Annotated in this window: 22 protein-coding genes and 3 pseudogenes; 11 read left to right on the top strand and 14 right to left on the bottom strand. The window is 62.2% G+C overall.

What is annotated here, in order from left to right:
• Positions 1–146: 146 nt before the first annotated feature.
• Genes B0G73_RS20035 through B0G73_RS20025 form a run of 3 tightly spaced genes read right to left on the bottom strand, consistent with a single transcriptional unit; the run spans position 147 to position 5,961 of the window.
• A complete protein-coding gene (locus B0G73_RS20035) occupies positions 147–1,610 on the bottom strand; it encodes an efflux transporter outer membrane subunit (RefSeq protein WP_106283228.1) in 1,464 nt (487 codons plus the stop codon).
• Positions 1,611–1,612: 2 nt separating this feature from the next.
• The gene (locus B0G73_RS20030) at positions 1,613–4,786 is read right to left on the bottom strand and encodes an efflux RND transporter permease subunit (RefSeq protein ID WP_106283036.1); all 3,174 of its coding nucleotides are present in this window, start codon (positions 4,784–4,786) and stop codon (positions 1,613–1,615) included.
• The gene (locus B0G73_RS20025) at positions 4,783–5,961 is read right to left on the bottom strand and encodes an efflux RND transporter periplasmic adaptor subunit (protein WP_374957023.1); all 1,179 of its coding nucleotides are present in this window, start codon (positions 5,959–5,961) and stop codon (positions 4,783–4,785) included. Before B0G73_RS20025 ends, B0G73_RS20030 begins: the two co-directional genes overlap by 4 nt.
• 413 nt (positions 5,962–6,374) lie before the next feature.
• Between B0G73_RS20025 and B0G73_RS20020 the strand changes: the two genes are divergently transcribed.
• Positions 6,375–7,130 (top strand): TetR/AcrR family transcriptional regulator, encoded by a 756-nt coding sequence (locus B0G73_RS20020; RefSeq protein ID WP_106283035.1) that lies wholly within the window; start codon positions 6,375–6,377, stop codon positions 7,128–7,130.
• A gap of 117 nt (positions 7,131–7,247) precedes the next feature.
• Here B0G73_RS20020 and B0G73_RS20015 read toward each other — a convergent pair whose 3' ends face one another.
• Positions 7,248–7,379, bottom strand: a complete 132-nt coding sequence (locus B0G73_RS20015; RefSeq protein WP_258193407.1) for a hypothetical protein — start codon at positions 7,377–7,379, stop codon at positions 7,248–7,250.
• Between the two features lie 687 nt (positions 7,380–8,066).
• Complete coding sequence (locus tag B0G73_RS20005; RefSeq protein ID WP_106283226.1) at positions 8,067–8,249, bottom strand: hypothetical protein; 183 nt, start codon at positions 8,247–8,249, stop codon at positions 8,067–8,069.
• Positions 8,250–8,769: 520 nt separating this feature from the next.
• Between B0G73_RS20005 and B0G73_RS20000 the strand changes: the two genes are divergently transcribed.
• Positions 8,770–9,141, top strand: coding sequence for a hypothetical protein (locus B0G73_RS20000; RefSeq protein WP_106283033.1), 372 nt, complete (start codon positions 8,770–8,772; stop codon positions 9,139–9,141).
• Positions 9,142–9,198: 57 nt separating this feature from the next.
• Positions 9,199–9,456: a hypothetical protein gene (locus tag B0G73_RS19995; RefSeq protein WP_106283032.1), complete on the top strand. Its 258-nt coding sequence runs from the start codon at positions 9,199–9,201 to the stop codon at positions 9,454–9,456.
• A 252-nt stretch (positions 9,457–9,708) separates the two neighbouring features.
• Here the strand turns inward: B0G73_RS19995 and B0G73_RS19990 are convergent, their stop codons facing one another.
• Positions 9,709–10,326 carry a TetR/AcrR family transcriptional regulator gene (locus tag B0G73_RS19990; RefSeq protein WP_106283031.1) on the bottom strand — a complete coding sequence of 206 codons (618 nt, stop codon included), beginning with the start codon at positions 10,324–10,326 and terminating at the stop codon, positions 9,709–9,711.
• Positions 10,327–10,515: 189 nt separating this feature from the next.
• Between B0G73_RS19990 and B0G73_RS19985 the strand changes: the two genes are divergently transcribed.
• The 4 genes from B0G73_RS19985 to B0G73_RS19970 all read left to right on the top strand — a co-directional run bounded on the left by B0G73_RS19985 (position 10,516) and on the right by B0G73_RS19970 (position 15,992).
• Positions 10,516–12,024, top strand: coding sequence for an efflux transporter outer membrane subunit (locus B0G73_RS19985; protein ID WP_106283030.1), 1,509 nt, complete (start codon positions 10,516–10,518; stop codon positions 12,022–12,024).
• A gap of 17 nt (positions 12,025–12,041) precedes the next feature.
• Entirely contained in the window at positions 12,042–13,256 is a 1,215-nt protein-coding gene (locus tag B0G73_RS19980) for an HlyD family secretion protein (protein WP_106283029.1), read from the top strand.
• A gap of 12 nt (positions 13,257–13,268) precedes the next feature.
• Positions 13,269–14,810 carry a DHA2 family efflux MFS transporter permease subunit gene (locus B0G73_RS19975; RefSeq protein WP_106283028.1) on the top strand — a complete coding sequence of 514 codons (1,542 nt, stop codon included), beginning with the start codon at positions 13,269–13,271 and terminating at the stop codon, positions 14,808–14,810.
• 105 nt (positions 14,811–14,915) lie between these two features.
• Positions 14,916–15,992 carry an AI-2E family transporter gene (locus B0G73_RS19970; protein WP_106283225.1) on the top strand — a complete coding sequence of 359 codons (1,077 nt, stop codon included), beginning with the start codon at positions 14,916–14,918 and terminating at the stop codon, positions 15,990–15,992.
• A gap of 60 nt (positions 15,993–16,052) precedes the next feature.
• On the opposite strand, the gene B0G73_RS19965 is transcribed toward B0G73_RS19970, so the two are convergent.
• Positions 16,053–16,676 (bottom strand): TetR/AcrR family transcriptional regulator, encoded by a 624-nt coding sequence (locus B0G73_RS19965; protein ID WP_106283027.1) that lies wholly within the window; start codon positions 16,674–16,676, stop codon positions 16,053–16,055.
• A 197-nt stretch (positions 16,677–16,873) separates the two neighbouring features.
• On the opposite strand from B0G73_RS19965, the gene B0G73_RS19960 reads away from it, so the two are divergent.
• Positions 16,874–17,791, top strand: coding sequence for a LysR family transcriptional regulator (locus tag B0G73_RS19960; RefSeq protein WP_106283026.1), 918 nt, complete (start codon positions 16,874–16,876; stop codon positions 17,789–17,791).
• 221 nt (positions 17,792–18,012) lie between these two features.
• On the opposite strand, the gene B0G73_RS41315 is transcribed toward B0G73_RS19960, so the two are convergent.
• The 4 genes and pseudogenes from B0G73_RS41315 to B0G73_RS19935 form a co-directional block, all read right to left on the bottom strand.
• A complete protein-coding gene (locus B0G73_RS41315; protein WP_258193406.1) occupies positions 18,013–18,393 on the bottom strand; it encodes a hypothetical protein in 381 nt (126 codons plus the stop codon).
• 36 nt (positions 18,394–18,429) lie between these two features.
• Positions 18,430–19,389, bottom strand: coding sequence for a helix-turn-helix domain-containing protein (locus B0G73_RS19945; protein WP_106283025.1), 960 nt, complete (start codon positions 19,387–19,389; stop codon positions 18,430–18,432).
• Between the two features lie 13 nt (positions 19,390–19,402).
• A pseudogene (locus B0G73_RS19940) lies at positions 19,403–19,603 on the bottom strand (acetoacetate decarboxylase family protein); the annotation flags it as partial.
• An 86-nt stretch (positions 19,604–19,689) separates the two neighbouring features.
• Positions 19,690–19,935, bottom strand: coding sequence for a hypothetical protein (locus tag B0G73_RS19935; RefSeq protein WP_106283023.1), 246 nt, complete (start codon positions 19,933–19,935; stop codon positions 19,690–19,692).
• A gap of 505 nt (positions 19,936–20,440) precedes the next feature.
• Here B0G73_RS19935 and B0G73_RS19930 point away from each other — a divergent pair.
• Positions 20,441–21,679: a CdaR family transcriptional regulator gene (locus B0G73_RS19930; RefSeq protein WP_106283022.1), complete on the top strand. Its 1,239-nt coding sequence runs from the start codon at positions 20,441–20,443 to the stop codon at positions 21,677–21,679.
• Between the two features lie 141 nt (positions 21,680–21,820).
• On the top strand, positions 21,821–23,062 hold the full coding sequence (locus B0G73_RS19925) for a CdaR family transcriptional regulator (RefSeq protein WP_106283021.1): 1,242 nt from the start codon (positions 21,821–21,823) through the stop codon (positions 23,060–23,062).
• Between the two features lie 19 nt (positions 23,063–23,081).
• Here B0G73_RS19925 and B0G73_RS41920 read toward each other — a convergent pair.
• Positions 23,082–23,249 (bottom strand): annotated as a pseudogene (locus B0G73_RS41920) (fatty acid--CoA ligase); the annotation flags it as partial.
• A gap of 411 nt (positions 23,250–23,660) precedes the next feature.
• Between B0G73_RS41920 and B0G73_RS19915 the strand changes: the two are divergent.
• A complete protein-coding gene (locus B0G73_RS19915; protein ID WP_106283019.1) occupies positions 23,661–24,110 on the top strand; it encodes a hypothetical protein in 450 nt (149 codons plus the stop codon).
• Positions 24,111–24,140: 30 nt separating this feature from the next.
• Here the strand turns inward: B0G73_RS19915 and B0G73_RS19910 are convergent, their stop codons facing one another.
• Positions 24,141–25,628 (bottom strand): MdtP family multidrug efflux transporter outer membrane subunit, encoded by a 1,488-nt coding sequence (locus B0G73_RS19910; protein WP_106283018.1) that lies wholly within the window; start codon positions 25,626–25,628, stop codon positions 24,141–24,143.
• Positions 25,625–26,267: pseudogene (locus B0G73_RS19905) on the bottom strand (FUSC family protein); the annotation flags it as partial. The gene B0G73_RS19910 and the pseudogene B0G73_RS19905, both read right to left, overlap by 4 nt.

Below are 26,267 nucleotides of genomic sequence, written 5' to 3'. Positions count from 1 at the left end.
ATGCACGTGAAGTCCGGCTTGACCCTTCCCTGTACGTCGGCGCATTGTCATTTCGGATTGAAAACGACTGCTCCGATACCGGCGGTACAGTCAAGGAAGAGCGGCCTGACTGGCAGGCCGCCCTCCGCGGCTTCATCGACGCGCGATCATTGCGTCGACGCTGTTTGCGGGTTGCCTGGCGGCAGTTCGCCCATCGACTGAAACAGTGCAGCGGTATCGGTCATGCGCTGGCTTGCCGCGCGCACGGCGCCGATCTGTGCGCTGAGAAAGCGCTGCTCGCTGGCATGCTCCGCCGTTGACGGCAGCGAACCCATGCGGCGGCGCGACGCGGTATCGTCGAACGCCGCCTGCGCGGCCTGTGCCGCTGCTGCAGTCGACGCGAGTGTCTGTGCGTCGTTATCCAGCGCGGCAAGCGAATCCGCGACATTCTGGAACGCCGACAGAACGGTGGACTTGTAGTTCAGCACCGCCGCATCGTAAGCATCGATTGACGCCTTGCGGTGCGCGAACAGCGCGCCGCCATGGAAAATCGGCTGCGACAGTCCCGCACCGATCGCCCACAGCCCGCCCGCGCCCGAGAGAACCGCCGGCCAGCTAAAGCCGCCGCGGCCCATCGAAGCCGTCAGCGACAGGCTCGGAAAGAGCTGCGCGGTCGCAGCGCCGACATCGGCGGCAGCGGCTTTCACGGCGGCGTCGGCTGCCTGAACGTCGGGGCGCGAACGCAGCAGGTCCGACGGCACCACGACGGGCACGTGTTCAGGCAAGCTCAGGCTGTCGAGGTCGGGAACCGCCGGCGCGTTGTCCGGCGTGCGGCCCATGAGCACCGCGAGCGCGTGAATTGCCGTGGCGCGCTGCTGGCGTAACGCAGGAAGACTCGCCGCGGCCGAAGCCGCATCCTGCGTCGACCCAAGCGCCTGCACACGCGAGACCGAGCCGAGTGCGTAGCGTTGCTGGTCCTCGTCCGCGGCCGTCCTGGCCACGGCGACGAGCCGTTCGGTGAGCGTGATCTGGCGATCGAGTGCCGCCACGCTGATCGTCGTACCGACGATGTTTGCCGCGAGCGCGCGCCGCGCCGCCTCCAGTTGATACGCCTGCACGTCTACGCGAGCGGCGCTGGCCGCGTTCGCCGAACGGGTCGCACCGAACAGGTCGAACGTGTAGGACGCGAGAAACTGTCCGGCAAAAAAGTTGTAGCGAACCTCACTGGGGCCGAGGCCGGGCACAACCGGTGAACGCCCGCGATCGACCTGTGCGGCAGCATCGATTGAAGGCAGCGTCGATGCGCCGACCTGGGCGCGCAGTTCCTGCTGCGCGGCTGCGAGCGTGCGCTGCGCAGCCCCGAGCGTGGGGCTGTTGCCCAAGCCTTCCTCGACCAGTGCACTCAGCGCGTCCGACCGGTAAAGCCGCCACCATTGCGGAACGCCCACTGCGCCGACATCGAACTGCTGCGCGACGCCGGCCGCGGTGACGGTCCTGGCCGGTTGTGCTTCGGCACCGTAGTGCACGGGCGAAGGCATCGCCGGGGGCGCGCCGTTCGGGCCGAACGTGCAGGCCGTCAGTGCGATGGCCGCAGCCACGGCCATCACGGATGTCTTGTAGTCGAAGCTCATCATCAAACCTCCGTATGCTCGGCGACGACCGGTTGCATTCCGCGCTCGTCGTGCCGGACCCTGAAGCACGCCGCGTACAGCGCGGGCAGGAAGAACACGGTCAGTACTGTGGCGATCGTGATGCCGCCCATCAGCGCGGTCGCCATCGGACCGAAGAAGCCCGAGCGCAGCAGCGGAATGAGGGCGAGCACGGCGGCCGCAGCCGTCAGCATGATCGGCCTGAAACGCCTTATCGTTGCGCCGATAATCGCGTCGAAGCGCGCATGCCCTGCCGCGATATCCTGATCGATCTGGTCGACCAGAATCACGGAGTTGCGCATGATGATGCCGAACATCGCAATCACGCCCAGCAGCGCGACGAAGCCGAAGGGCTTGCCGAACAGCAGCAGCGCGGCCACGACGCCGATCAGGCCGAGCGGCGCCGTCAGCACGACGATGAAGGTCCGCGCGAAGTTCTTGAGCTGGATCATCAACAACAGCAGCACGGCGATGATCATCAACGGCATTTCGGCGTTAATCGACGTCTGGCCCTTCACGCTTTCTTCGACCGCGCCGCCCACCTGAATGCGATAGCCGACCGGCAGCCTGGCGGTTTGCGCCGCGAGCGCACGTTCGATGTCGTGGGTCACGTCGATGCCCTGCGCGTCGCCCCGCACGTCCGCCTGCACCGTGATAGTCGGCTGGCGGTCACGTTGCCAGATGACGCCGTACTCGAGCGTATTGCGCACGTGCCCGAGCGAGGCGAGCGGCACTGGGCCGTTGGGAGTCGGCATTGCGAGGCTCGTAAGCTGTGCCGGGTCGACGCGTTCGGTTTTTGGCGCACGCAGATCGACACTGATCAGCTTATCGCGCTCGCGGTACTGCGTCACCGTGTAGCCCGACAGCGTCATCGCGAGGAAGTTCGATACATCTTCCGAGCTGACACCAAGCTGGCGCGCCCGGTTCTGGTCGATCTCGAACGAGATCGAGCGCTCCGCCGGCTCGTCCCAGTCGAACTGCACGTTGCGCGTACGCGGATCAGCGCGGACCTTGTCCGACACGTCTTGAGCGATCGATCGCACGGTCGCGATATCGTCGCCACTCACGCGGAATTTGATCGGGAAGCCGACCGGCGGACCATTCTCGAGCCGGGAGACGCGCGCCCGCACGCCGGAGAAATCCTTCTCGAGCTTGCCGTCGAGCCAGCGCATCAGTTCCTCGCGGTTTTCCACGCTCTTAGCCGTAATCACGAATTGCGCGAAATTCGGCTGCTGAAGCTGCTGGTCGAGTGTCAGGTAAAAACGCGGCGCGCCCGTGCCAACAAAGTCGACGAAGTGGTCGATTTCGGCTTTGCCGTCGAGCACCGCTTCCAGGCGCTTCGCTTCACGCAGCGTCGCTTCGAACGAGGCGCCTTCCGGCAACCGCAAATCGACCAGCAGTTCCGGCCGTTCCGAGTTCGGGAAGAACTGCTGCGGCACGCGCGTGAAGGCCAGCATGGAAATCGCGAAAAGCACGACGGTGACGCCGAGCACGACCCATCGACGCTCGACGCACCACGCAACCCACCCCGACAGGTGCCGGTAGAAGCCGGTGTTGCCGATTTCATGCGGATCATGGTGTGCACCGCCGGGTTGAGGCTTGCGTTCCGGCAGCAGGTAATAACCCAGCAATGGCACCAGCACGACGGCCGCGAACCACGAAACGATCAGCGCGATGGCCGACACTTCGAAGATCGAACGCGTGTATTCGCCGGTGCTGGATTTAGCCAGCGCAATCGGCAGGAAGCCGCATACGGTGACGAGCGTGCCTGTCAGCATCGGGAATGCCGTGCTGGTATACGCGAACGCTGCAGAGCGCGCCCGGCTCCAGCCCTCCTCCAGCTTCACCGCCATCATTTCGACGGCGATGATCGCGTCGTCGACGAGCAGGCCCAGCGCGAGCACGAGCGTACCGAGCGAAACCTTGTCAAGCCCGATATTGAACATGTGCATGCAAAGCGCCGTCACCGCCAGCACGATCGGAATCGTGATCACGACGACCATGCCCGTGCGCAATCCAAGCGAGACGAGGCTCACGACCAGCACGATCGCCACCGCTTCGCCAACCGATTTCACGAACTCGTCCACCGAGTGCTTGACCGCGTGCGGCATGCTCGACACCGGCGCGAGTTTCAGACCCGCCGGCAGCGTGGCCTGCAGTTCGGCGGCTTTTGCGTCGAGCGCCTTGCCGAGGTCGATCACGTCGCCGCCCTTTTGCATCGTCACGCCGATGCCGAGCACCGCCTGGCCGCCGACGCGCATCTGGATCGCCGGCGGGTCGTCGTAACCGCGCGTGACCTTCGCGATGTCGCCCAGCCGGAACGTGCGCCTGTTGATGGTGATGAGCATGTCGGAGAGCGCCTGCACATCCTTGAGCGCGCCGCTCGGCCGCACGAACACGCGGTCGTCCGCGGTCGTGACGGTGCCGACGGGCGCCACGGCATTCTGTGCGTCGATCGCCTGCGCGAGCTGCTGCGGCGTGATCGAAAGCCGCGTGAGCTGCGCATTCGATATCTCGACGAAGATGCGCTGATCGGGATCGCCGAAATAGTCGACCTTCGCCACCCCGGGTACGCGCAGCAGGACCGTGCGCAGCTTGTCAGCGTAGTCGTGCAGTTGCGCCGGCGAAAAGCCGTCGCCTTCAAGCGCATAGATGTTGGTGTAGACGTCACCGAACTCGTCGTTGAAAAACGGGCCGACCGTGCCCTTCGGCAGCGTCGCGGCAATGTCGCCGACCTTCTTGCGCACCTGATACCAGGTTTCCGGCACTTCCTTGACGGGGGCCGAGTCCTTCATGGCGAAGAAGATCATCGACTCGCCCGGGCGCGAGTAGCTCTTGATGTTGTCGATGTTCGGCGCGGCCTGCAACTGGCGGCCGATCCGGTCAGTGATCTGTTCCTGCACTTCGCGCGCAGTCGCACCAGGCCAGTAGGTCTTGATCACCATCGTGCGGAAGGTGAACGGCGGATCCTCCGACTGCGCGAGTTTCGTATAACCGATCACGCCGAAAAGCGTGGCGAGGCCAATCAGAAAGATCACGAGCTGCTGATGACGCAGCGCCCAGGCGGAAAGATTGAAGCCGCCTTCGCCAGATCTGTCTTCGCCGGAAGACGGGACAGGCGAGCTCTTGCGCACGGATTCATCGTCGCGTGAGTTCATGACGGGGAATCCTCCGGATGCAGCGGCGCCACCACCTGCACATGCTGGCCTGTGCTCACGGCGTGTACGCCCTGCACCATGACTCGGTCGCCGTCGTGGAGGCCCGATGCGATGGAGACCGTGCGCTCGTCATATCGCTGCACCGTCACAGGGCGCAACTCGAGCGTATCGGTGCCGGCACGCACCACCCAGACTGCGGGGTGCTCGCCTTGGTGAAAAAGCGCTGTCACAGGTATCGTGAACGGCTGTGTGGCTGCCGCATTGCCGACGGCATTGAACGCAACGGTCGCGGTCATGCCGGGGCGCACTTCAGGGCTGGGCGCGCTCAGGGTGAGCTTGATGCGCCATGTCCGGCTTTGCGGATCTGCGCTGGGAGAGACCTCGCGCACGCGAGCTTCGAACAGCTTGCCGGGCAATGCAGGCAGTCTGACGCGCGCCATGCTGCCGACTGTCACCGAGCTAAGCGTCTGCTCGGCAGCGTCGCAGATGATATCTACGTCGCCTGTCCAGTCGAGATGATAGATGGATTGGGTTGCCTGAACATTCTGGCCCGTGTCGGCGTCCTCCGACGTAATCACGCCGTCGTGATCCGCTGTCAGCGTCGCATAGCGCAGATTGTCCGACGCGAGCGCCATCTGCGCGAGCGCCGAGTCGCGCTGCGCAGTAGCGGAAGCGTACGCGTCCTGCGTCTGTTCAAGCTGCGCAGGTGCAATCAGGTTTGCTTGCGCCTGCGCTTGATCCCGATTGAGCTGCTGCGTCGCGTAGACAAACCGGTGTTCGGCGGCATCGAGTTGCGCCCGCGCGTTCGCCAGATTACTGCGCAGATCCGTCGGATCGAGGAGCGCAACGGCCTGCCCCGCCTTGACCGCGTCGCCGAGACGAACGCGCCGTTCGATGATCTTGCCGCCCACCCTGAACGAAAGCGCCGTGGAGTAGCGAGCCTGCACCTGAGCCGGCAGCGAAGCACTTACCGTGCGCCCGTCAGCGTGCACGGCCACGGCGACCACGGGCTTCGGCTCCGGAGCGGCCGCTTCGCGCGGGTGGCATGCCGAGAACAGGACCGCGCAGCAGGCCGCAAGCGCCACGCGTGCGCATTGCAGAGATTGGACGAAGGAAGGTAAGAAGCAACGCGCGGGCGCCTGCGCGATAAGGCCGGAATGTTTCACGATGTTCACAAGACGGGCAATAACCCAAGTAAGAAAGTTTCCTCATGCGGTGCAAACCTGAAGTGCCGGTAAGCACAGTTTGCTATCAGCGAGGACCTACAAAACCAGCTCTGTTGATACGTTAGTTGTCCTTCTTTAGACGTACATGTCGGGGCACGCCACCCGGGTACCACTCACGCTGTCAGTGGTCGACGCCGCGCCCGCTTAAGCCTAGGCCCAATGATCTGCCAGCCTGTCAGTTTCGCCCGAAGACCTGTCGAGACCGGAAAGGCATTTTTTCGCTCCGTCGCCATTAATCAGCTCTGCGTACGTCCGGTTGCGGGGCGGCCGGAATGAGATTAGACCCATTACTGATAAACTTGTCAACCATGACATATAAATCTAGAATCTGAACATCGAACAAATAAGATTGCGAAGCCGACATGCCAGACGCCCTAAACCCGCGCACCAGGCGCGCACGCGCGCTCAAGGCGCCAGTCGCACCCCGCGACGCCGTCAACGGGAGCTTCCCGCGCGGCGCCCGTCGCAAACGCGAGACGCGCGCCCGCCTGCTGGACGCTGCGCTGCAACTGGTGGCGGCCAATGGCTTGAGCTCCGTGACCATTAATGAAATCACCGCGGCAGCCGACGTCGGGTTCGGCTCTTTCTACAACCACTTTGAGTCAAAGGAAGGTATCTTCACGGCGCTGATCGAATGGCTGTTCGAGGAATTCGCAAATTCGCTCGATCGCCTCGCCGCGGGGTTGTCCGATCCGGCGGAAGTGATCGCCGTCTCAGTGCGTCATACGCTGTTGCGGGCCCACCGCGAGCCGGTTTGGGGGCAACTTCTCATCCGCGAAGGCTTGTCGCCGCGCGCGCTCAGCAGGGGTCTCGGCCTGCGCCTGCTGCGCGACAGCGAGAAGGGCATTTTAGAAAGGCGCTTTGTGATCGCGGATCGGCTCGTGTCCGTTATCTCCGTGATCGGCACGGTGCTCGCGGGAATTGCCGGCGAACTGCAATTAGCCCTCTCGTCGAAGCGCACAGTTCGTGCGCGAAAAGCGCTTCGCTCGAAGGAGGAGAAGTTTGCGCAGCGAACCGCCGCCATCGTGTTGCAGGCGTTCGGTCTCCCACGTGTAGAGGCCGAGCGCATCGCACGACGTCCACTGCCCAGCGTTCCCGCCGGTCAGACCTTGCCGTGAAGGCGCGATTAGCGCGAGCTTTGCGCCCCTTCGCATCTGCGGGCGCACGGCCAAGATACAGAATCGGACGGTAGGCGCGATCGCGCCGCACTTCTGATCAGACGAACGCGCCGCCGGTCAGATCTGGTAAAGGGCACTCACGAGATAGCGACGGCGCAGTTCCCGCGATGACGATGCGAGGATGGCGCTGACCGGCAAAGCCAGCAGCGCACCGAAGAATCCGAACAGCCGCCCAAAGCCGGCACGCAAAGATCTCCGCAAAGATGATCGAGTGGCTTTCGTCGCTGGGTCGAAGTGTCGGCGGAAGCCACCGTCTTAACCGCGGGACCCGGCGATGATGCGGTCGCCCGCCGGCGCAGCCGTCAGATTCGCGTCGCAACTTTAGCGGCGCTGCGAGTCATCCTGGCATTACCCTGTTGACGTGACGGGTCTTGCGGTGTCGCCGGCGTACGGGAGCCTATCTGCGATCGCCCGCCAGGTCGCCCGGCGACCTAAATCCACAATGGAGGCGCCTTCGGATGGGGCTGCGGCATCATCGCCGGTGCAGCCATCGCGGGAACGACAATCGCAATGACCCGAGGTGTCGGCATCACGATCGTGGAGCAACCGCAGACCATCGCAGCGAGCGGGAACGGGCACAGCAAGGCGAAAAAGAAGCGCGATCGTCGCATCATTCCTGCCACCGATGCAGCGAATCGTTCAGGTTTTGGTCGAACAGTTATGAGTGACATCTCCGCGGTTGATACAGCGTGCGCTGGCGTTGGGGACGACTCTCCTACGCCATTTCGTGGACAGGACTAATGATAACAATATCATATTTGATGATTAACATCGTCGTAGATTTAGAAAAATGCAAGCGCACTGCACCAGCGGTCGCAATGCGCCGCGCGCTGCGTTGCCGTCCGGTTCGCGGACGGCGGCAGACGCGCGGAGGGGTCAATGCGTGAGGACGCTCGTCTGCGCGGCTAGGCGCTCGACCTCGAGTAGCGCCTGGCCAAGCACATCGATAGCCCCATTCGTGGTGGAGGCCGTAGCAGCGCTGCGCAATGCATGCTGAACGACTTCATGAATGACTTCCGTGTTCGATGAACCGACCTGGAACATGATTTGGTGTGCCATAAGCATTCCTGCGTAAATAGCGAAGTGTGTATGAGTGGATGCAGTATAAGCAAAGCGCGCCATCATTCGACGCGCGCAACTATGAGTTGCGAGATCTTCAATACACGGGGTTTGCGTGAACCGCGAATCGCGGGCAGCAGAACAACAAGCGGAAGCTATTCCCATACTCACGTCCGGTCTTATTAATGAACCTCTGTCGAGGCGTCCACGCTCGATCGGCTGATATCGTTGACGTGACGCCCAGTTTGAAACCGCCGAAGCAACTGCGGTACGTGTCATTCAGATGGTCCGCAGCGTCCGTGCCTTCGGACACGGTATAGAAGCGCGCGGCGCTCCAAGGCAATCGGCTGCGAGGCTTGCAGCGACGGCAACTCTCCGTTGCTCCGGGGGATGCTTGTAAGCAGACGGTAACTGACTAAACTGGCACCAACGAACTGGCAAACAGCACTCATGCCTCGCCAGACCGTTGTTCCCCAAACACCGCGTCTCCTGCATCCGACGCTCGATATGGAGTCTGATCATGCAAAAGTCGAAGACCTTCCTCCCCGCCCCTGTTGTCGCGTCACTCCTGTCCTTCTCGACCACCGCATTCGCTAACAGCGATGCTCCCCAAAAGTATGAGCCAGCGGCTGCGCAAACGGTTCAGCGTAAAGCGGTTGAGGGTCAAACGGTCGGCTACCACGACCGCACGAGCGCCGCTACACGACATGCAATGGACTTTCAGGCGGTGTTAGCCCGCGTAGAAGCCCAACGGCAGGCGTTCAACAACTACGGCGGGGTGGATAGTTCGTCCGCTTCCCGCCCCTCAGACAACGTAGCGTCGAATCGATCCGTCGACTTCAGTACCGCAACGGCGCCCTGGCGTTACAAGGCAATCCTGGCCGCGCGCTGATACGGCCTGCGGCTGCCAATCGCATCAAATTCAGGGCAACCAGCTGGAAAAATTGAAATGAAAAAGATCTTCGCCGTACTGTTCGCATTCCTTACCAGCACATCTGTGCTTGCGCAAAGCAATCTGCCGCAGCAATTCCCATTGCAGCAGCTTCCCTCCACCGGACAGTCCCCCACGAAGCAGCTTTCACAGGGTGGGCCGCAGCTTCCGCACCCTCCACAGCTTCCGCAACTTCCGAACCAGCTTCCGAACCAGCTTCCGAACCAGCTTCCGACACAAGCGTCGACCCAAGTACCGACCCAGCTTCCGAAATAACCCGTATGGCCGCGCAAGCGCCGCAACCATACCTGAGAGACTGGCGATTGTCGCGCCTACCCCGATTCTGTTCGTCGCGGTAGGCATGCATGCGATGCATGACGGTGTTTGCCATATGACGTCCGCAACTCGCTGGCCGCGACACCGTGGCTGGTCGAGCAATAGACTGGGGTTGGGCGGAGCCGCCCACCTGGCGAAACGGTGGCGGCTCGCCTGCGATCTCCCGAGTTCCGCGACCGTCCAGGCGCCTGCCTATGCGACGTCACCTTTGTCCATCGGCCCATAGGCGGCCAGAAACACGTCGACCGCTCTTTGAACGACTTTGGCGACGTTGCGGGAACTGGTATCCGCCGGCACACCCAGCAGGCAAAGTTCCAGCAACTCCGCTTCATATAGCCCGCGCAGATGCGCGGTCGCGACGTCTGCGTTACAGCTGCGCAGCTGCCCGCCGTCAATCGCCTGCTGCAGGAAGTCAGCCACCATTTGCCAGCCGACCTTCGGCCCGCGGTCATAAAACAGGGCGCCGGCGTGCGAGCGGCCGCCTTCGTGATTTGCTAGACGGCGCACCGCCAGTATCTGCGGCTTGAGCGTGGCGGCGAGATAGTGCTTGCCGAACCTCAGCAGTGTCTCGCGAATCGGCAGCGAGGTTTTGAGTAGCTCCGTCGCTACTTTGGCTTCCTCCGCGGCGGCCATCATGACGTCCGCGAACATCAGATCCTTGGACTCGAAATAGCTGTAGAGCGTGGCTTTTGATCCGCCTGCCCGCGCCGCGATCTCGGACATGGATGCCCGTTCGAACCCCACTTCGCAAAACACCTGGAACGCGGCGTCGACGATCGCCTGCCGCTTTTCTTCTGTCTTCACCCTCATTTTCAATGCCCTCCTTCTCTCTGCAAGACCGATCAACGACATGGCCGGCGGCGACACCGTGACCGGCCTTCGACTTCCAATGGTGTGATCTTATCATATCTGAACCGTACAGTTTATTTCTGTTGACAGGCGTGAACCGTATAACTAGACTGCCCGGTATCGCAAAGGAGCGAAAAGGAGCGGGAGATCATGCAAGAGAGCACGGACATTCGGAGTCAGGTGAAACCGGTTAGGCTGGCCATCGCTTTCGCGTTCGCGATAGTGGTGAGCGCTTGCGCACAACTGCCCGACATGCCGCAGACGCCGGTCACGAAAGACATCAGCAGCTATGAGACTGCGCAGAGTCTCAGTGCGGTCGGCGGCAAACAGGGCAGCTCGGCGTCAGCGTGGCCTACCGATCAGTGGTGGCTCGGCTACAACGATCCGCAACTGAACGCGCTGATCGGAGAAGCGCTCCAGGATGAGCCGACACTGGCGGCCGCCCAGGCGCGGCTGCATAACGCCGAGGCGTCGGCGCAGGTGGCCGGCGCGGCGCTGCTGCCCGAAATCGACGCGGACGGCTCGGTCCAGAAGAAAAAACAGAGCTACAACAACGGTATTCCCTCGGATTTCGTTCCCCACGGATGGCGCCCCTACGGCAGCGCCGAGCTGAACTTCAACTACGAAATCGACTTCTGGGGCAAGAATCGCGCGGCGCTGGCCGCCGCTACGTCGGAGCTCGACGCCGCACGCGCCGATGCCGCACAGGCCCGCATGGTTCTCTCGGCGTCGATCGCGGCAGCGTATGCCGACCTCGTGCGTCTGTTCGCCGAACGCGACAGTGCGCAGGCGGCACTGCAGGTGCGCACGCAATCCGCACAGCTGTTCCGGGAGCGTTTCGCCAACGGGCTCGAAACGCAGGCAGGTGTGAAGCAGGCGGAGTCGAAGCAGCAAAGCGCGCAGGCCGACCTGCTCGCGCTGGATGAATCGGTGGCACTCGAGCGCAACCAGATCGCCGCGCTGATGGGCGCCGGTCCCGACCGCGGCTTGCGCATCGCACGGCCGGCCGTCGATCTGACGCAGCCTGCAGAGATGCCCGCCAACCTTGGACTCGGCCTGCTTGGCCGCCGTCCGGACGTGGTGATTGCCCGCCTGCGCGTAGAGGCGGCGGCGAAGCGGATCGACGTCGCGCGAGCCGGGTTTTATCCCGACATCACGCTCGGCGCGTCGATCGGCTTCCAGTCGCTTGGCCTGAACATGCTGACGAATGCGGCTTCGCTGGCCGGCAACTTCGGTCCGGCGATCACACTGCCCATCTTCAATGGCGGACGTTTGCGCGGCGAACTGCGCGGCGCGCGGGCGACTTACGACGAGGCGGTCGCGAACTACGACGAAACGCTGACGAAGGCGCTGCACGACGTGGCCGACGTGGCCGCAAGCAAACGCGCGCTGGCGGACCGGCTGCAAGCAACCCAAGCCGCCTACGACGACGCAGCCCAGGCGCACCAGGTCGCGCTCGATCGCTATCGTGCCGGCCTTGCCGGTTATCTCGAGGTGCTGAACGCCGCCGACACGATGACCTCGGCACAGCGCCAGCTCGCCGATATCCGCTCGCGCACCTTCTCACTCGATGTCGCGCTCGTGCGCGCTCTCGGCGGCGGATATCAGGCCAGCACGCCGGCCGCGACCGACGCAACCCATCCCAACAAGCAAAGCTGATTTCAAGGACTCCGATCATGTCTGAAACCCAATTCATCAAAACCAGCGAGTCGCTGATGCCGGACTCGCCCGCTTCCGCTGCTTCCGCTGCTCCCGCCGATACCGGTGCCGCTGCCCCCGCTCCCCCTTCGAACCGCAAGAAGCTGTTCGCGCTGCTCGGCGGCGCCATTCTCGTCGCCGGTCTCGCCTACGCAAGCTACTGGCACTTCATCGCGTCGCACCACGTGTCGACCGATAACGCGTACACCGCAGCCGAAGTCGCGTCGATCACGCCGGCGGTGAGCGGGATTGTCAGGAGCGTTCCGGTCGTGAATACACAGCAGGTACATAAGGGCGACGTATTGGTGGTCATCGATGACACCGACGCAAAGATTGCACTCGCGCAGGCTGAGGCCGATGTGGGCCGCGCCGAACGCAAAGTTCGCGGCTATGTCGCGACGGATACGCAACTGAGCGCGCAGGTCAGTGCGCGCGCAGCCGACCAGACCCGGATGGCCGCGCAGATCGCATCGGCCCAGGCCGACTTTGACCGCGCGGCGATCGACCTGCAGCGCCGCGAAGTGCTGAGCCACACCGGGAGCGTATCCGGTGAAGAGCTGAGCAACGCGCGCGCTGCGTTTGCCACCGCCAGGGCGGCGCTCGACGCAGCCCGCGCTGCGGCCTTGCAGGCGAAGGCAAGCCGCGACGCCGCAGTCGGCTCGCTCGAGGCGAACAAGGTACTGATTGCGGACACGACGGTCGAAACCAATCCAGAGGTCCTGCTCGCACGTGCGAAGCGCGATCAGGCACGCGTCGATCTCGAGCGCACCGTGCTGCGCGCGCCGGTCGACGGTGTCGTCGCGAGCCGCGAGGTTCAGGCGGGGCAGCGCGTTCAGACCGGCGCGGCGTTGATGTCGGTCGTGCCGATCGAATCCGTCTACGTCGATGCCAATTTCAAGGAGACGCAGCTCGGCAAGGTGCGCATCGGACAGCCGGTGGAACTGGAGTCGGACCTGTACGGCAGCAAGGTCGTCTATCACGGCAAGGTCGCGGGCCTGGCCGGCGGCTCAGGCTCGGCGTTCGCAATGATTCCCGCGCAGAACGCGACCGGCAACTGGATCAAGGTGGTGCAGCGCCTGCCGGTGCGCGTCAGGATCGATCCGGCCGAGCTTCGCGCGCACCCGCTCGGCATCAACCTGTCGATGGAAGCGACGGTCGACACGCGCGGCGGCAACGACGCGCCCGCTCACTAAGGATCCGCCGCCATGTCTTCCAGTCAGGTCAATGACATCGCATTGCCGCCGCTGTCCGGCCCCATGCTGATTCTCGCGGCGGTGATGATCGCCGCCGCCAACTTTGTCGCGGTGCTGGACAGCACCATTGCGAACGTGTCCGTGGCGACCATTTCCGGTGCACTCGGCTCCTCGACGAGCCAGGGCACGTACGTCATCACGTCGTATGCGGTGGCCGAAGCGATCACGGTTCCGCTGACCGGCTGGCTCGCGAGCCGCTTCGGGACGGTACGCGTGTTCATCGCGGCGCTGGTCATGTTCGGACTGGGCTCGGCACTGTGCGGAATGGCGACGTCGCTCACCACGCTGGTGCTGTTCCGTGTGCTCCAGGGCCTCGCGGGCGGCCCGCTCATGCCTCTCTCGCAAACCCTGCTGCTGCGCATCTTCCCGAAGGAGAAGACGGCCGCTGCGCTCGGCCTGTGGAGCATGACGACACTGCTGGCGCCGGTGATGGGGCCTGTGCTGGGCGGTGTCATCTGCGACGACTACCACTGGTCCTACATCTTCTTCATCAACGTGCCGGTGTCGCTGATCTGCGCATACGCCGGATGGATGCTGCTCAAGCGCTATGAATCCGAGAAGATACGGATGCGGATCGACACTGTTGGCCTAGTGTTACTGGTCATCTGGGTCTCGGCGCTGCAGATCATGATCGATGAGGGCAAGGATAAGGACTGGTTCAGCTCGCTCGAAATTCGCGTACTCGCGGTGACTGCGGTGATTGGCTTCCTGGCTTTCCTCATCTGGGAGCTGACCGAGCGTAACCCCATCGTCGATCTACGGGTGTTCCGCCATCGTGGCTTTGGTGCGAGCGTGGTGACCATGACGCTGGCGTTCGGCGCGTACTTCGGCGCCACCGTGCTCACGCCACTGTGGTTGCAGAGCAATATGGGGTACACGGCCACGTGGGCCGGCTACGCGACGGCGACCACCGGCATCTTCGCGGTCGTCTCCGCGCCGCTTGCGGCCAAACTGTCAACGAAGTTCGATGGACGCTGGCTCGTGTTTGCCGGCGTGATGTGGCTTGGCTCGGTGACGCTGTTCCGCACCCATGCGAATTCGGATATGGACTTCTGGCAGGTGGCGTTGCCGCTGTTGCTGCAAGGCGTGGGACTACCGTTCTTCTTCGTCCCGACGACGAGCCTCGGCCTAAGCAGTGTCGAGGAGCCCGAAACGGCTTCGGCAGCGGGACTAATGAGCTTCTGCCGGACCTTCGGCGGAGCGATTGCCACGTCGGTCGTCAACACGTTGTGGGAGAACAAGACCAAGTACAACCGCGCGGAGTTGTCCGGCCTCGTCGACCAGGCCGGCCACTTCACGGCCTCGCTGACGGGCTCCGGCTGGAGCGCACATCAGGCGCAGGCGCAGATCAGCAACATGGTCGAGTCGCAAGCGGTGATGCTGGCCACCAACCAGCTGTTCTTCAGCATCGCATGCTGCTTTGTCATTGGCGCACTTGCGATCTGGATTGCGCCCAAACCAACGCGTGTGGCCGATACGTCGCAGGCGCACTGAGCGCGGGGGGCGCGCGTGCGCGCCCCTCTCATTTGAATGGCGACACTGATGACCCTGCCCGATACGCCGCAGTCTTTTCTGCGCTGTCAGTTGCGGGTCACCCGAATACGACTCTCAACCATGCCCCTGACCTCCTATCAACGCCAGGCTCTCGTCTGGAGCGCCATCGCCGCTGGCCTCGGTATTCTTCTATGGATCCTGCGACCGGTTCTCACGCCATTCCTGCTCGGCGCGCTCGTCGCGTACATGTTGCAGCCAGGCGTCGAGTGGCTGGTGCGCAAGCGTGTGCCGCGTACGGTGGCCGTGCTCCTGATGATGCTCCTGTTCGCATCGCTCCTGACCCTGCTGCCGCTGCTTGCGTTCGCCGTGATCCACAAGGAAGGACCCGAGCTCGCGAAGAACATTCCCGTCTTCATCGCCGGCCTGAACGCGTGGCTGCAACCGAAGCTGGCACTGCTGGGCGTCAGCTACTCACTCGACCTGCCCGCAGTCCGCCACCTGCTGACAGGCGACACGATCGGCAACGGCCAGACCGTCATACTCGCCGCCGGGCGGTACGTGCGTACAGGCAGCAACGTCGTGCTTCCTGTTGTCAGCAACCTCATACTGGTGCCGCTTGTCCTTTTCTATCAGCTTTACGACAGGCACCAGATATTCGCGCGGATGGAAAGTCTTGTGCCGCGGCGCTGGGTCTGCAAGATCCGGGGACTCGTGACCGAGATGGACCACATGTTGTCGCAATACTTGCGCGGCCAGTTGCTCGTGATGGGCGTGCTCGCCGTGTTCTACCCGGTAGCGTTGACTCTGGCCGGCCTCGACATTGCGTTGCCCATCGGACTCTTCACCGGCTTCGCGGTGTTCATCCCCTACGTGGGTTTCGCCCTGGGACTCGCCTTTGCCCTTCTTGCCGCGCTTCTGCAATTTGGCGGCTGGTACGGCATCGGCGCAGTCGCAGCCGTGTACGGAGTTGGCCAGGTTCTCGAAAGTTCTTTTCTTGTTCCCAGACTCGTGGGTAACCGCATCGGTCTACACCCGCTCGCGGTGATCTTCGCCCTGCTTGCATTTGGCGAACTTTTTGGCTTTTTTGGCGTGCTGCTCGCGCTGCCGGTCAGTGCGATCCTTGCGGCGCTGCTGGGCGACCTGCGCCGCCGCTATGTGGCCAGTGCGCTTTATAAGGATTGACCCCCGGTTTGCCCTGGATGCCGATCTGCCGCCCGGACAATGCGGGCGGCAGCCCGATGATCAGTGCGTGGTTTGTGCGGCGTCCGTCGGCCCGTACGCGGCCATGAACACGTCGACCGCTCTCTGGACGACCTTCGCGATGTTGCGGGGGCTGGTATCGGCCGGCACGCCAAACAGGCAGAGCTCCATCAGCTCAGCCTCATACAGCGTGCGCAGATGCGCTGTCGCGATGGCTGCGTTACAGTTGCGCAGCTGCCCGGCGTCAATCAATTGCTCCAGGAAGACAGCCACCGTTTGCCAGCCGAGCTTCGGCCCGCGCTCATAAAACAGGGCGCCGATCTTTGACCGGCCGCCTTCGCGGTGCGCGAGACGGCGTATCGCGAGCAGTTGCGGTTTCAGCACCGCAACCAGATAGTGCGTGCCGAAGCTCGCCAGTGCATCGCGAACCGGCGTGGAGGTCTTGAGCAGCTCGAACGCCGCTCCGACTTCCTCCTCCGCGGCGGCGGTCATGAACTCAGTGAACATCTCTTCCTTCGACTCGAAGTAGCTGTAGAGCGTGGCTTTCGAACCGCCTGCCCGTGCCGCGATCTCGGACATCGACGCGTGCTCGAATCCCACCTCACTGAACACCTCAAACGCGGCGTCAACAATCGCCTGCCGCTTGGCTTCCGTTTTGCCCCTCATCGGGCTCTCCTTTTGTTTATACGATCGAATCGACGACGCCGCCGGCGGCGACACATCTGATCAATCTTCCGTCTTTACACGTGCGGACTTTAACATAACTGAACTGTATGGTTTATTTACGTTGACGGCAACAGTATGTTTCACTATACTGAACCGTATGGTTTTGAATTTCGATTCACTCTGGATTGCGAACACTTATGGACCATCTCGAAACGCTGCGAACCTTTTGTACCGTCGTCGAAATGCAGAGCTTCACGCACGCCGCCAATGCATTGGGCATCTCAAAGACAGTGGTCTCCCGCGCGATCACCGGGCTCGAAACCAGGCTTGGCGTGCGTCTTTTTCAGCGCACGACCCGACACCTCGCACTCACTGAATCCGGGGAGGAGTTTTATGGCGGCTGCTCGCGCGTGGTTGCTGAACTGGACGTGCTCGAGGCCGGTGCCGGGGAGCGCGCACGGGAGCCTGCAGGGGTACTGCGGCTCGTCGCCCACACCACGGCGGCGCTAATAGAGCTGCCACCGCTGATCGCTGGTTTCCGTGCCCGGTATCCAGCTGTGCAGCTCGAATTGACGCTCGCGGAACGGACAGTGGATCTGATCAAGGAAGCCTTCGATCTCGGCATAGTGCTGCCGTTCATGCTGACCAGCGAGCTGACGATCACCCGTTCGTTGTGCCGCCTGCCCCTCGCCGTAGTGGGCTCACCCAGCTATCTGCAGGGGCGCCGGCTGCCGCAAAGGCCCAACGATCTCGCCGCATTCCGTTTCGTGACAATCCTCGCCTCGATCAGCGAACCACAACTGCGGTTCCGGCGCGGTGGCGAACAGATTGCCGTGCCACTGGAACACGACGTGTCGACCAACAACGCAGCGTTGAACAAGGAACTGGTAGTGAGCGGTGCAGGTCTCGGCGTGTTGCCGCTGACGATGGTCGGCAAGGAGCTGGACGATGGCCGGCTGATACACCTGCTGCCCGACTTCGAGCTCATGAGCGGGGACGCCGAACTCAGGCTCGCATATCGGGACCGGAGCCTGATGACCGCGAAGGTCCGGGCGTTCATCGACTATACGACGTCATACTTCGACGCGCGCGCTGCTCAGGCGGGCCATGCGTAACAGCAGCGAGCTGTGGCTGGGGGCAGTGGCGGGCCGTCCTGATTGCCGGATGCTCATGCAAACCTTCCCTACTCTCGTCGTTTGCGAGCATTGTGACAGCGTGTACCGCCGCCGCGCGCTGCGGGCAATGTTCGGCAGTTCTGTATCGCGCAAGCCAGCTCAAAGTCGATCTGGCGCTTTGGCAATGGTTAGTATCACGTAATTTTTCTTAGCGCTATTCGCTAGTGCAATAAGCGCTGTTTGCACATGTAGATGCCTTCCGCTTTTTTCGGCGGTTTCGTCGGATGGGCGAATTCAAAGTGCGAAGCGAGTAGCAGTTGATGCCAGAATCCAGCCTCGCTTGTCTGACTGTCCGGACGGCGGTTCCACACCACCAGTGGTCGCATCACTCTAGACGTGCAGTGCCATCCAGGCGGTAAGACTAGCTGGCCGAAATTGACCAGGGCGCGGTCGTTGAGCACAAGCGGCTTGGCCACGTGCTTCAGGTCTCGCACGCGATCCACGCACAACGAGATATCCCAACGGAGACGATACTCGGGCTCGACATCGTCGCCGGGGGTTGCTGCGGCGTCGGTCAGCCCGTTAAGGCGGGAGGCGACCATTCCATCTATTTAGCCAGGAAGCGGATCATTTCTCAATCAGCCGCCCTTAAGCTGCTGGGGAGTCCGGCCGGTCCATCGGCGAATCACGCGCACAAAATGCGAGGCATCCGAGAATCCGGCGCGTCGGCCAATCTCAGCGGTTGTTACGCGATCAAATGCCCGTGACTGGAGCATACGTACCGCCGCTTCCATCCTGGCTTTCAACAACTGTTGACCGAACGTCTCGCCGCTGTTTGCCAGAACCCGGTGCACGGTGCGAAGCGACACATTCAACATTGCTGCAATGTCGCTTGCAGTTAGCTGCGGCTCAGTACGACGCTGCATGATGCACTCGTGAATCCGTTCAAGCAGGGATCGCTCCACAGGTGGCGTCCTGAGTGATTGGCCTGAAAGCTCATGGGCCGTAAGCGCAAGCAACGCACCGACCTGATCGGCGAGAACGGATTCAGCCAGCGGCGCGCGCAGGGCAAACTCCGGCGAGAGCTGGTTCACATAGCTTGACAGCACTCGCCCCCATCCGGAGTCTGCTGAAATTCTCCGACCGGTCAGGGTCTCCACATTCGAGCCCCACATGGCCAGCCATTCTGGTGGGAGCGTCAAGTTCAGGAAGTCGTACGTGTCTGGACAATTCATCTCGAACTCAAGCTGTGAATCGAAAAGTACCAACTCGCCGGGCAGAAGCCGCGCCTGGCCGCGGTGCGTCATCGTCCACGGGAGATTACGGCTCATAACCAGGTGAAACGAACGACCTCGACTCTGCGCGATCTCACGTTTGGTGGTCAGCGCATCGTGTGCTGATCCACGCGTAGCGGTTAGCGTGATCATGCCGAGCGGGGCGCTCAGGAGACTCGACTCGAACTGGCACGGCGATTGGCAATCAATCGCCATCGGCAGGAGCGCAGAGGCGAGAACGTCGGTCCAGTATTCGAGCCGCCGCACCGGCGGCACATCTTGCGTCGACAACCGCGCAATCGAACGTGGCTCGACACTCGACATATCCTGGATCTCCTTAACGTGATTTTCTGATGGCAGCTTCGGCGAGAGGGCGGTACTTATAGGTCGTGGATGCGGTGGCGACACGCACGCCGTTGTAGTCGAGTGTGCCGGCGAGGCTGTCTCCGCCGACCTCAGGCCTCGGGGACACGAACACCTTGGAAAAGCCAAGAATCTCCCGTCCCGCAGTGACGCCGGCCAGATTGTCGAGATACGCCGAATGCCTGTAGCCGGGTGAGCAGCTTCAGGATGTGGTGTCTTTCGCGACTGCGGCTGCCGTCATCAGATTGCCGACCTGCGCGGTTAAGTAGCCGAGCGAGGCGGCGACACCATCGGCGCTTCAGTTGGCTGGCGACGGGTACGCCGCGCCCGGACCTCCGGATCATCGACAGGCAGGAACGCGCGGCTTGCATGAATCCGTGGATCGCGAATGACCTCGCTCGCCATCTGAACGACCCCGTAGTTCACGCGTGCCTCGTCGAATGCTTCTTTCCAGTCCATCAAGGTGCACCTCGGAACCACGGGATCGAAGATTTGAACGAGATCCATTTCAATCTATCATCGGTAACGACGTTGAGACATTGGACAAATCAACGAAGATGATTGTGTGTTTGTACAGTTTGGAACTGCAGCGCCCGCCACCGCAGCGTTGCTAGACAGGGCGAGCTCCCCTACGTCACCGTCTTGCGCTCTCCCGCCCGGGGGTGGTTTCGACCGTGCCCGCCCACGTCTAACAACGACCACACACGTCCTCGATGCGATCCACGGGTTGTACAGGAACTATGCGGCCCATATCGTGCAAACAGGCGTCCGGATGCAACTTAGCGTCGGAAAACTGTGACCGCTATGGCCGCCGGTCGCCGTACGAACCGCCATGCATGGCCGCAAGGAGGTAGACACCAGCGAACGTCGGCTGTCCCGGCGCATTGTGGAATTCCACAAGATATCCAGGCGATTTCCACGAATAACTCAAGTGGGTGCGCTGGTAGAGTGCGAATACCCGATGGGTGTCGTCCGCCCGATTTGACAATTAAGGTGGATTGCTTTGAGAAGAATGCCAATTATCAGCAATCGCTTGCGCGAAAAAACAGCTGCCCTGGCGCACAACCCGTCTCCACTGATTGACCGCGTGTATGCAACGCTGACGAGCCCCAACGAATACCAGGCGCTGACTCCCGCGCTGAGACATGACGTTGCCGAATCGATTACGTTTTCAGTCAACCTGTGGTTCAAGTCGCTTCTTTCCGGTGAGCTACCCACGGCCGCAGATCTCAGCGGCTTCGAGCAACTGGTGCATCGGAGCGTTCACCAGTTCGTTCCGCTCAACCTTGTCTTGCGTGCGCTTCGTCAGAGTTCGCGCGAGCTGTGGCGGGCGTATATCGAACTGGGCAAGCCCGACGGCAAACTGGTCGAGGAGCTTCTGTTCGACGTTTCGCCGTATTTCTTCGATTACTTCGAAGTCATGGTGCGAAGCATTGCGCGAGCCTATCGGGACGAGCAGCATCGGCAGACGCGATGGCGTAACTCTCTTCGTCAACTACTCTGCAATATTTTGTTCTATTCGCCCCATGACGCGAAGTCGTTTCGCAAGACTGCAGAGGCGCTCGGACTCGATTTCTCCGCGCCGCGCATTGCACTGGCACTGGACGTCGAGGTGACGGGTATTGATTCGTCCACGAGGGAAGATGAATTTGAACGCATATCATTAGCCGCGTCCCGGCATCTGAAAGTGGCGCCGGACGATCTGATGCGAGCTTGGCATCGCGAGCGTCTGATTATCTGGGTGCCATGCGTCCGGGGAGATTCCATCACGCGCAGCGACCGGCTCGTAACAGATCGTGCCGCCAGCCTTGCGCTCGGGTTGCCACATGTGCAGAGAATTGGCGTGGGCTTGATGAACGAGGGGGCAAGCGGTTGGGCACGTTCCGCCGAGGAAGCGCTGAAGGCCATTGATTTCTCGCCGAAACGTCATGACAGAAACAGGGTTTCCCTGTATTCGTCGATCGTCATGGCGGAATGTGCCCGTCACACGGATACCGCATCGCGCTACCTGTCGGCGCTCCTGCAGCAGTTATCGAGCGAACCCGATCTCGTTTCGACGCTGGAAGTCTATCTGGAGAAAAATCAGCGTCGCAAACAGTCTGCGCTCGTGCTGGGCATCCATCCCAATACGCTGAACTACCGGATCGAACGCATCGAATCTCTGCTGGGCGCCAGTCTCGACGACGTCGGCTGGATTTCGAAGCTGGATATCGCACTCAAGCTGCGCCGTTCAACGCTAGCTGGCTGTTGAGTCGTACCGGCGGACGTCCTGCATGCCCGCAGATCCATCATCTGCGCCGCGTGATGTCGTATAGTGTCCTTGCCGACGGGCGTCACTGTTCAATGCCCGACGTGCACCTGCACAAACGCATCTCCAGGGACGGGTCCCACGATGACGGTCAGCATCCCAACGATCAGCGAGCGCTTGCGTGAACGCACGGCTCAACTTGCGGCGAACCCGGCGGCCGTGATCGATCGTACCTATGAGGTGCTGATAAGCATGGAGGGCTACAAAACCCTCGCGCCCTCCGTCAGGCAGGATATCGCCGCGTCAATCAATCTGACGGCGAGTTTGTGGTACCAGTCGCTCCTGACGGGCAAATCGCCGTCGGCAGAGGAGATGGATCGCTTCCGTGAATTCGGCTGCCGGCGCGTTCACCAGCGCGTGCCGCTGCAGGCCGTGCTGCGAGCCTTCCGCCTCGGGTCGCGTGAAATCTGGCGCACGTACATCGATCTGGGCGAGAACGAAAAAACCCTCGTCGACGAGTTGCTGTTCGCCATCTCGCCGTACCTCTTCGATTTCTTCGACGTCATGGCGCAGAACATCGCGCAAAGCTATCTCGAAGAGCAGTACCAGCAAGCGCGCTGGCGGGAAGCATTGCGTCATCAGCTTTACAGCATTGTCTTTCATTCACCCGACGACCACGCTGGGTTTCGGGAAATTGCGGAAGCGCTGGGCCTCGATTCCACCGCGCCACGTGTCGCGCTGGCCATCGACATCGAACTGCCTGCTCATACGTCCTACGAGCGTGAACGGGAACTCGATCGCATCGCGCTTGCGTCAGCCCGTCATGTGTCTGCTGCGCCGGACGATCTGGTGCGCGCCTGGCATCGCGGCCGGATGATTCTGTGGGTGCCTTGCCTGCGAGGCGATTCGATCAATCGAACCGATCGCCAGATGACCGAGCGGGCCAACGCGATGATCGCTGCGATACCGGAGCTTCGCGGTATCGGCGTCGGCCTGATGAATGAGGGTGCGTCGGGTTGGTCGGCTTCTGTCGACGAAGCGATGAGAGCATTGGACTTCGTATCGAAAAGCGGAAGCCAACCGCAAGTCGCGATGTATTCGAGCATTCTCATCGAAGAAAGCGCGCGCCATGCGTCAAACGCGCTGCGCTATCTCGTCTCTCTGCTCGAACAGCTATCTACCGAACCCGAACTTGTGACAACGCTGCAAACCTACTTCGACCAGGGACAGCGACGCGGACAGTCGGCCGCCGCTCTGGGCATTCACCCGAACACGCTGAACTACAGGATTGAGCGCGTTGAGGCGTTGCTTGGGGCGAGCCTCGATGATGTCAGCTGGATTGCGAGGCTCGATATCGCCCTCAAGCTACGTCGGGCGGAAAAGTAGATGCCGATCTCCTGTTCCAGGCGAGGGGCGGGATGCGCTCGCGCAGCGTCGTATAGGTCGTCCGCACCTGTCCGCGATACACGATCTCATGGTCCGACGCCTGAACGAATGGCGTATGCAACAGTCGCTTGATTAGCAATGGGTAGGCATAAGCCGAGGGCGCGGCGGCCTGGACATCGTCCCGCATCTGAATCTCCTTAAGTCCTGAACTGGATGACGGGCAGACACGGCTTCATCCCTGCTTTGGCGTACTGTGTCGTCCCAATAGGCAAATGATCGGCGCGAATGCGCTCTGGAAATATCCCCTGAGCGGGGGAGCGAGACAGGGTGATGCGGGAGGGAACACGGCTGTTCGGCAACGGCTAATCGCCGCCGGCGTTGGGTGGCTAAGCGTTTTCACCTGGAAACGTTCCTCACTGCTGCCATGCAACGCTGACCGGATTTTTTCTCTGCGGGCGGTCTACGCCGCCTTCTCAGTCCTTGAACTAAAACCGGAGCGGCCAGCGTAAGCGCGAAGCTTGCGTCGCACACGTATCGTGGAAAATGCACGCGCCGGCGCTAATATGGATAACAGTGATTAGCAGGGAGAAAATGCGCTATGAACCCATCGATCATCCCCGCACTGTCTGCACTCGTCGGCGCCGCCATCGGCGGCCTGACATCGGTCCTGGCTTCGTGGCTGACCCAACGCACGCAGGTTCGCGCGGAATGGCGGGCACATGACCGAGTCCGGCGGCAGGATCTGTACAGGGAATTTATCGAAGAAGCGGCGAAGTGCTATGTCGACGCGCTGCAACACCACGAGCCGGACCTCCCTGCGCTCGGCAACCTCTACGCGAAGATCAGCCGCATGCGGGTGCAATCATCGCGTGAAGTCGCGGATGAAGCCGACGTGATCGGACGCAAGATCGTGGACACTTACCTCGCGCCGGACAAGACCTTCATCGAGATTCGCGAGCTGCTCGCGGACGGCTCGATCGACATCCTCGGCAAGTTTGGCGACCTGTGCCACGCGGAATTTGAGACGCTGCGCGCCCAGCAGTTCTGAAACCCGCTGACGAGCCGCTCATTTCTTCATTCATCGCGGCTTGAGTACGACCGGCGGATCAGCGAGATAACCGCCGCCGAGCGCCTTCGTCAAAGCAATCTCCTGACTGAGCACTTGACCGTTGAGCGTAAGCAGGGCGACCTGTTCCGCGATCACCGGCTGGCGCGCTTCGAGCGCCGCGAGCCGGCTCGTGAGTCCGCGTTGATAATAGGCTTCCACACTGTCCCTCGTGAATGTAACCGATTCGATCCGCTGCTTCTGCAAAGCCGTCTGCGCATCGAGAGACTGCAGACGGCTGCCCGTCTGTGCGACATCGCGTACGGCGTTGAGAACGGCCTGGTTGTACTGCTCGATCAACAGGTTGCTCCCCTCGCGCGCGCCGCTCAGGTTTGCGTTGAGCCTGCCGCCGTCGAAGATCGGTAAGTACAGGCCCGGAATCAGGTTGATCTGCTGGCTCGCATGCGTGAAGAGATCGGCGAGGTGCAAAGCGTTGAAGCCAAAAAATGCCTTGATGTCGAAGCTCGGATAAAACGCCGCCTTTGCCGCGTCGATTCGGTCGAACGATGACTCTACATACCATCGCATCGCCTGTAGGTCGGGCCGCCGGGCCAGCAGTTCGTACGACAACGTCGCCGGCAAGGCCGCCTGCGAACGTGGCAGTGCGACGGGCTCGATCGTCGGCAGCCCAGCGGGTCCGGCGCCGACCAGTGCCCGCATCGATTCGCGAAGTTGCTTGATCTGCCCTTGTGCCGACACGATCTGGCGTTCGATGGCCAGTTGCTGCGCTCGTGCTTCTTCGAGCAGGGTGCGGGCTTCGAGGCCGCGCGCCGCGCGCGCTTCGTGTGCTTGCACTGCGAACACCGCTACCTCATGCGAGTCACTCAGCAGATCGATCAGCTGATAAGTCGTTTGAATGCCGTAGTACAGCTGCGCGACATCCGTCGAGATTTCGAGCTCGACGGCGGACGTCTCGGCGAGCCGCGCATTGCTCACGCCAAGCGACGCGGCGACCTGCGCGCGCTGCTTGCCCCAGATATCGACGTTCAGACTTGCGCCGAGCCCGACGATGCCTTCGGTGTACCAAGGGCCCGTCAGCCCCAACGCCGGTTCGTTCATCGCGAACGGGCCAATAAAGCCGTTCGCGGAAACGTGCTGGCGATCCAGCAGGCCAAGCGCCACCACTTGAAGGCTCGACCCTGTCCTGACAAGCTCCACGTCCGACTTCGCCTGCGCGACGCGGGTTCGCGCAATCACCATCGTCGGCGCATCGGCGAGCGCCTGATCGATCAGCGCGTCGAGTTGCGCGTCGCGATAGCGGTCCCACCAGCGCGCCGCGGGCCAACCCTCTCGCGCAAGATGGATGTCCTCAGCAAGATTAATCTGCTCGGGCGCGATCTCGGTATAGGGCGTGCCGTTGTGATGGATCAGCGCGCACCCCGACAGCACGGACGATAGCCACGCGACGCTTACAAAGCATCGGCGCCATCGCCTGGCGTGCAAACCCGATCGCGTATTCATGTTCGTACGGCCTGTGAAGAGCTTGTCGTGACGGGCGCCTCGATGCGCCAGTCCGGCAGCCCTGCGACCTGCCGCGACAGATCTTCCGCGGCAACGATGAGCGGCTGATCGGCCGGTTCGACGGCCTGGGCCGCAATTCCGATGAGTTGCGGGGCGTGCGCCTCAGGCGGGCTGACGGCAAGCTCGTCTGCGTATCGGTTGACCTCGGCGTAAGCCTCGACCTGAGCCGCCCGAGCAGCGCCCACGGCCTGCGGGCTCGATGACCCCGCTTGAGCCACCAGCGCCTTGTGCAGCGCATCGCCAGCGAGCATGATCTCGCGCCCCTGCGCGAGGACTGTTTGTGCGTGCAACGTTAGTTGGGACTGTTCCGCTTCTTGCCAGCCGGGCTCGAGTGCGACGCGCGACAGGGTCGCTTCGCAGTCGGCCAGTACGGCCCACGCCTGCAACTGGCGCTGCGCATACGGCAACACATCCCGTTCGTCGCTCCCAACCTCTGGCGCGCGTAGCTGGGCCGCAATCGCACGCAGCATCGTCGCGAGTTTTTGCCGCAGCACGTCGCCCTCGCCCTCGCGCCAGAACGACATCTGCACGAACGTCGCCACACCGACGCCCAGCAGAATGCCGACCAGCCGGTCGCGT

Source organism: Paraburkholderia sp. BL25I1N1 (assembly GCF_003002025.1).
In the GTDB taxonomy this organism is placed as follows: domain Bacteria; phylum Pseudomonadota; class Gammaproteobacteria; order Burkholderiales; family Burkholderiaceae; genus Paraburkholderia.
This window is presented reverse-complemented; position numbering and strand designations above follow the sequence as displayed.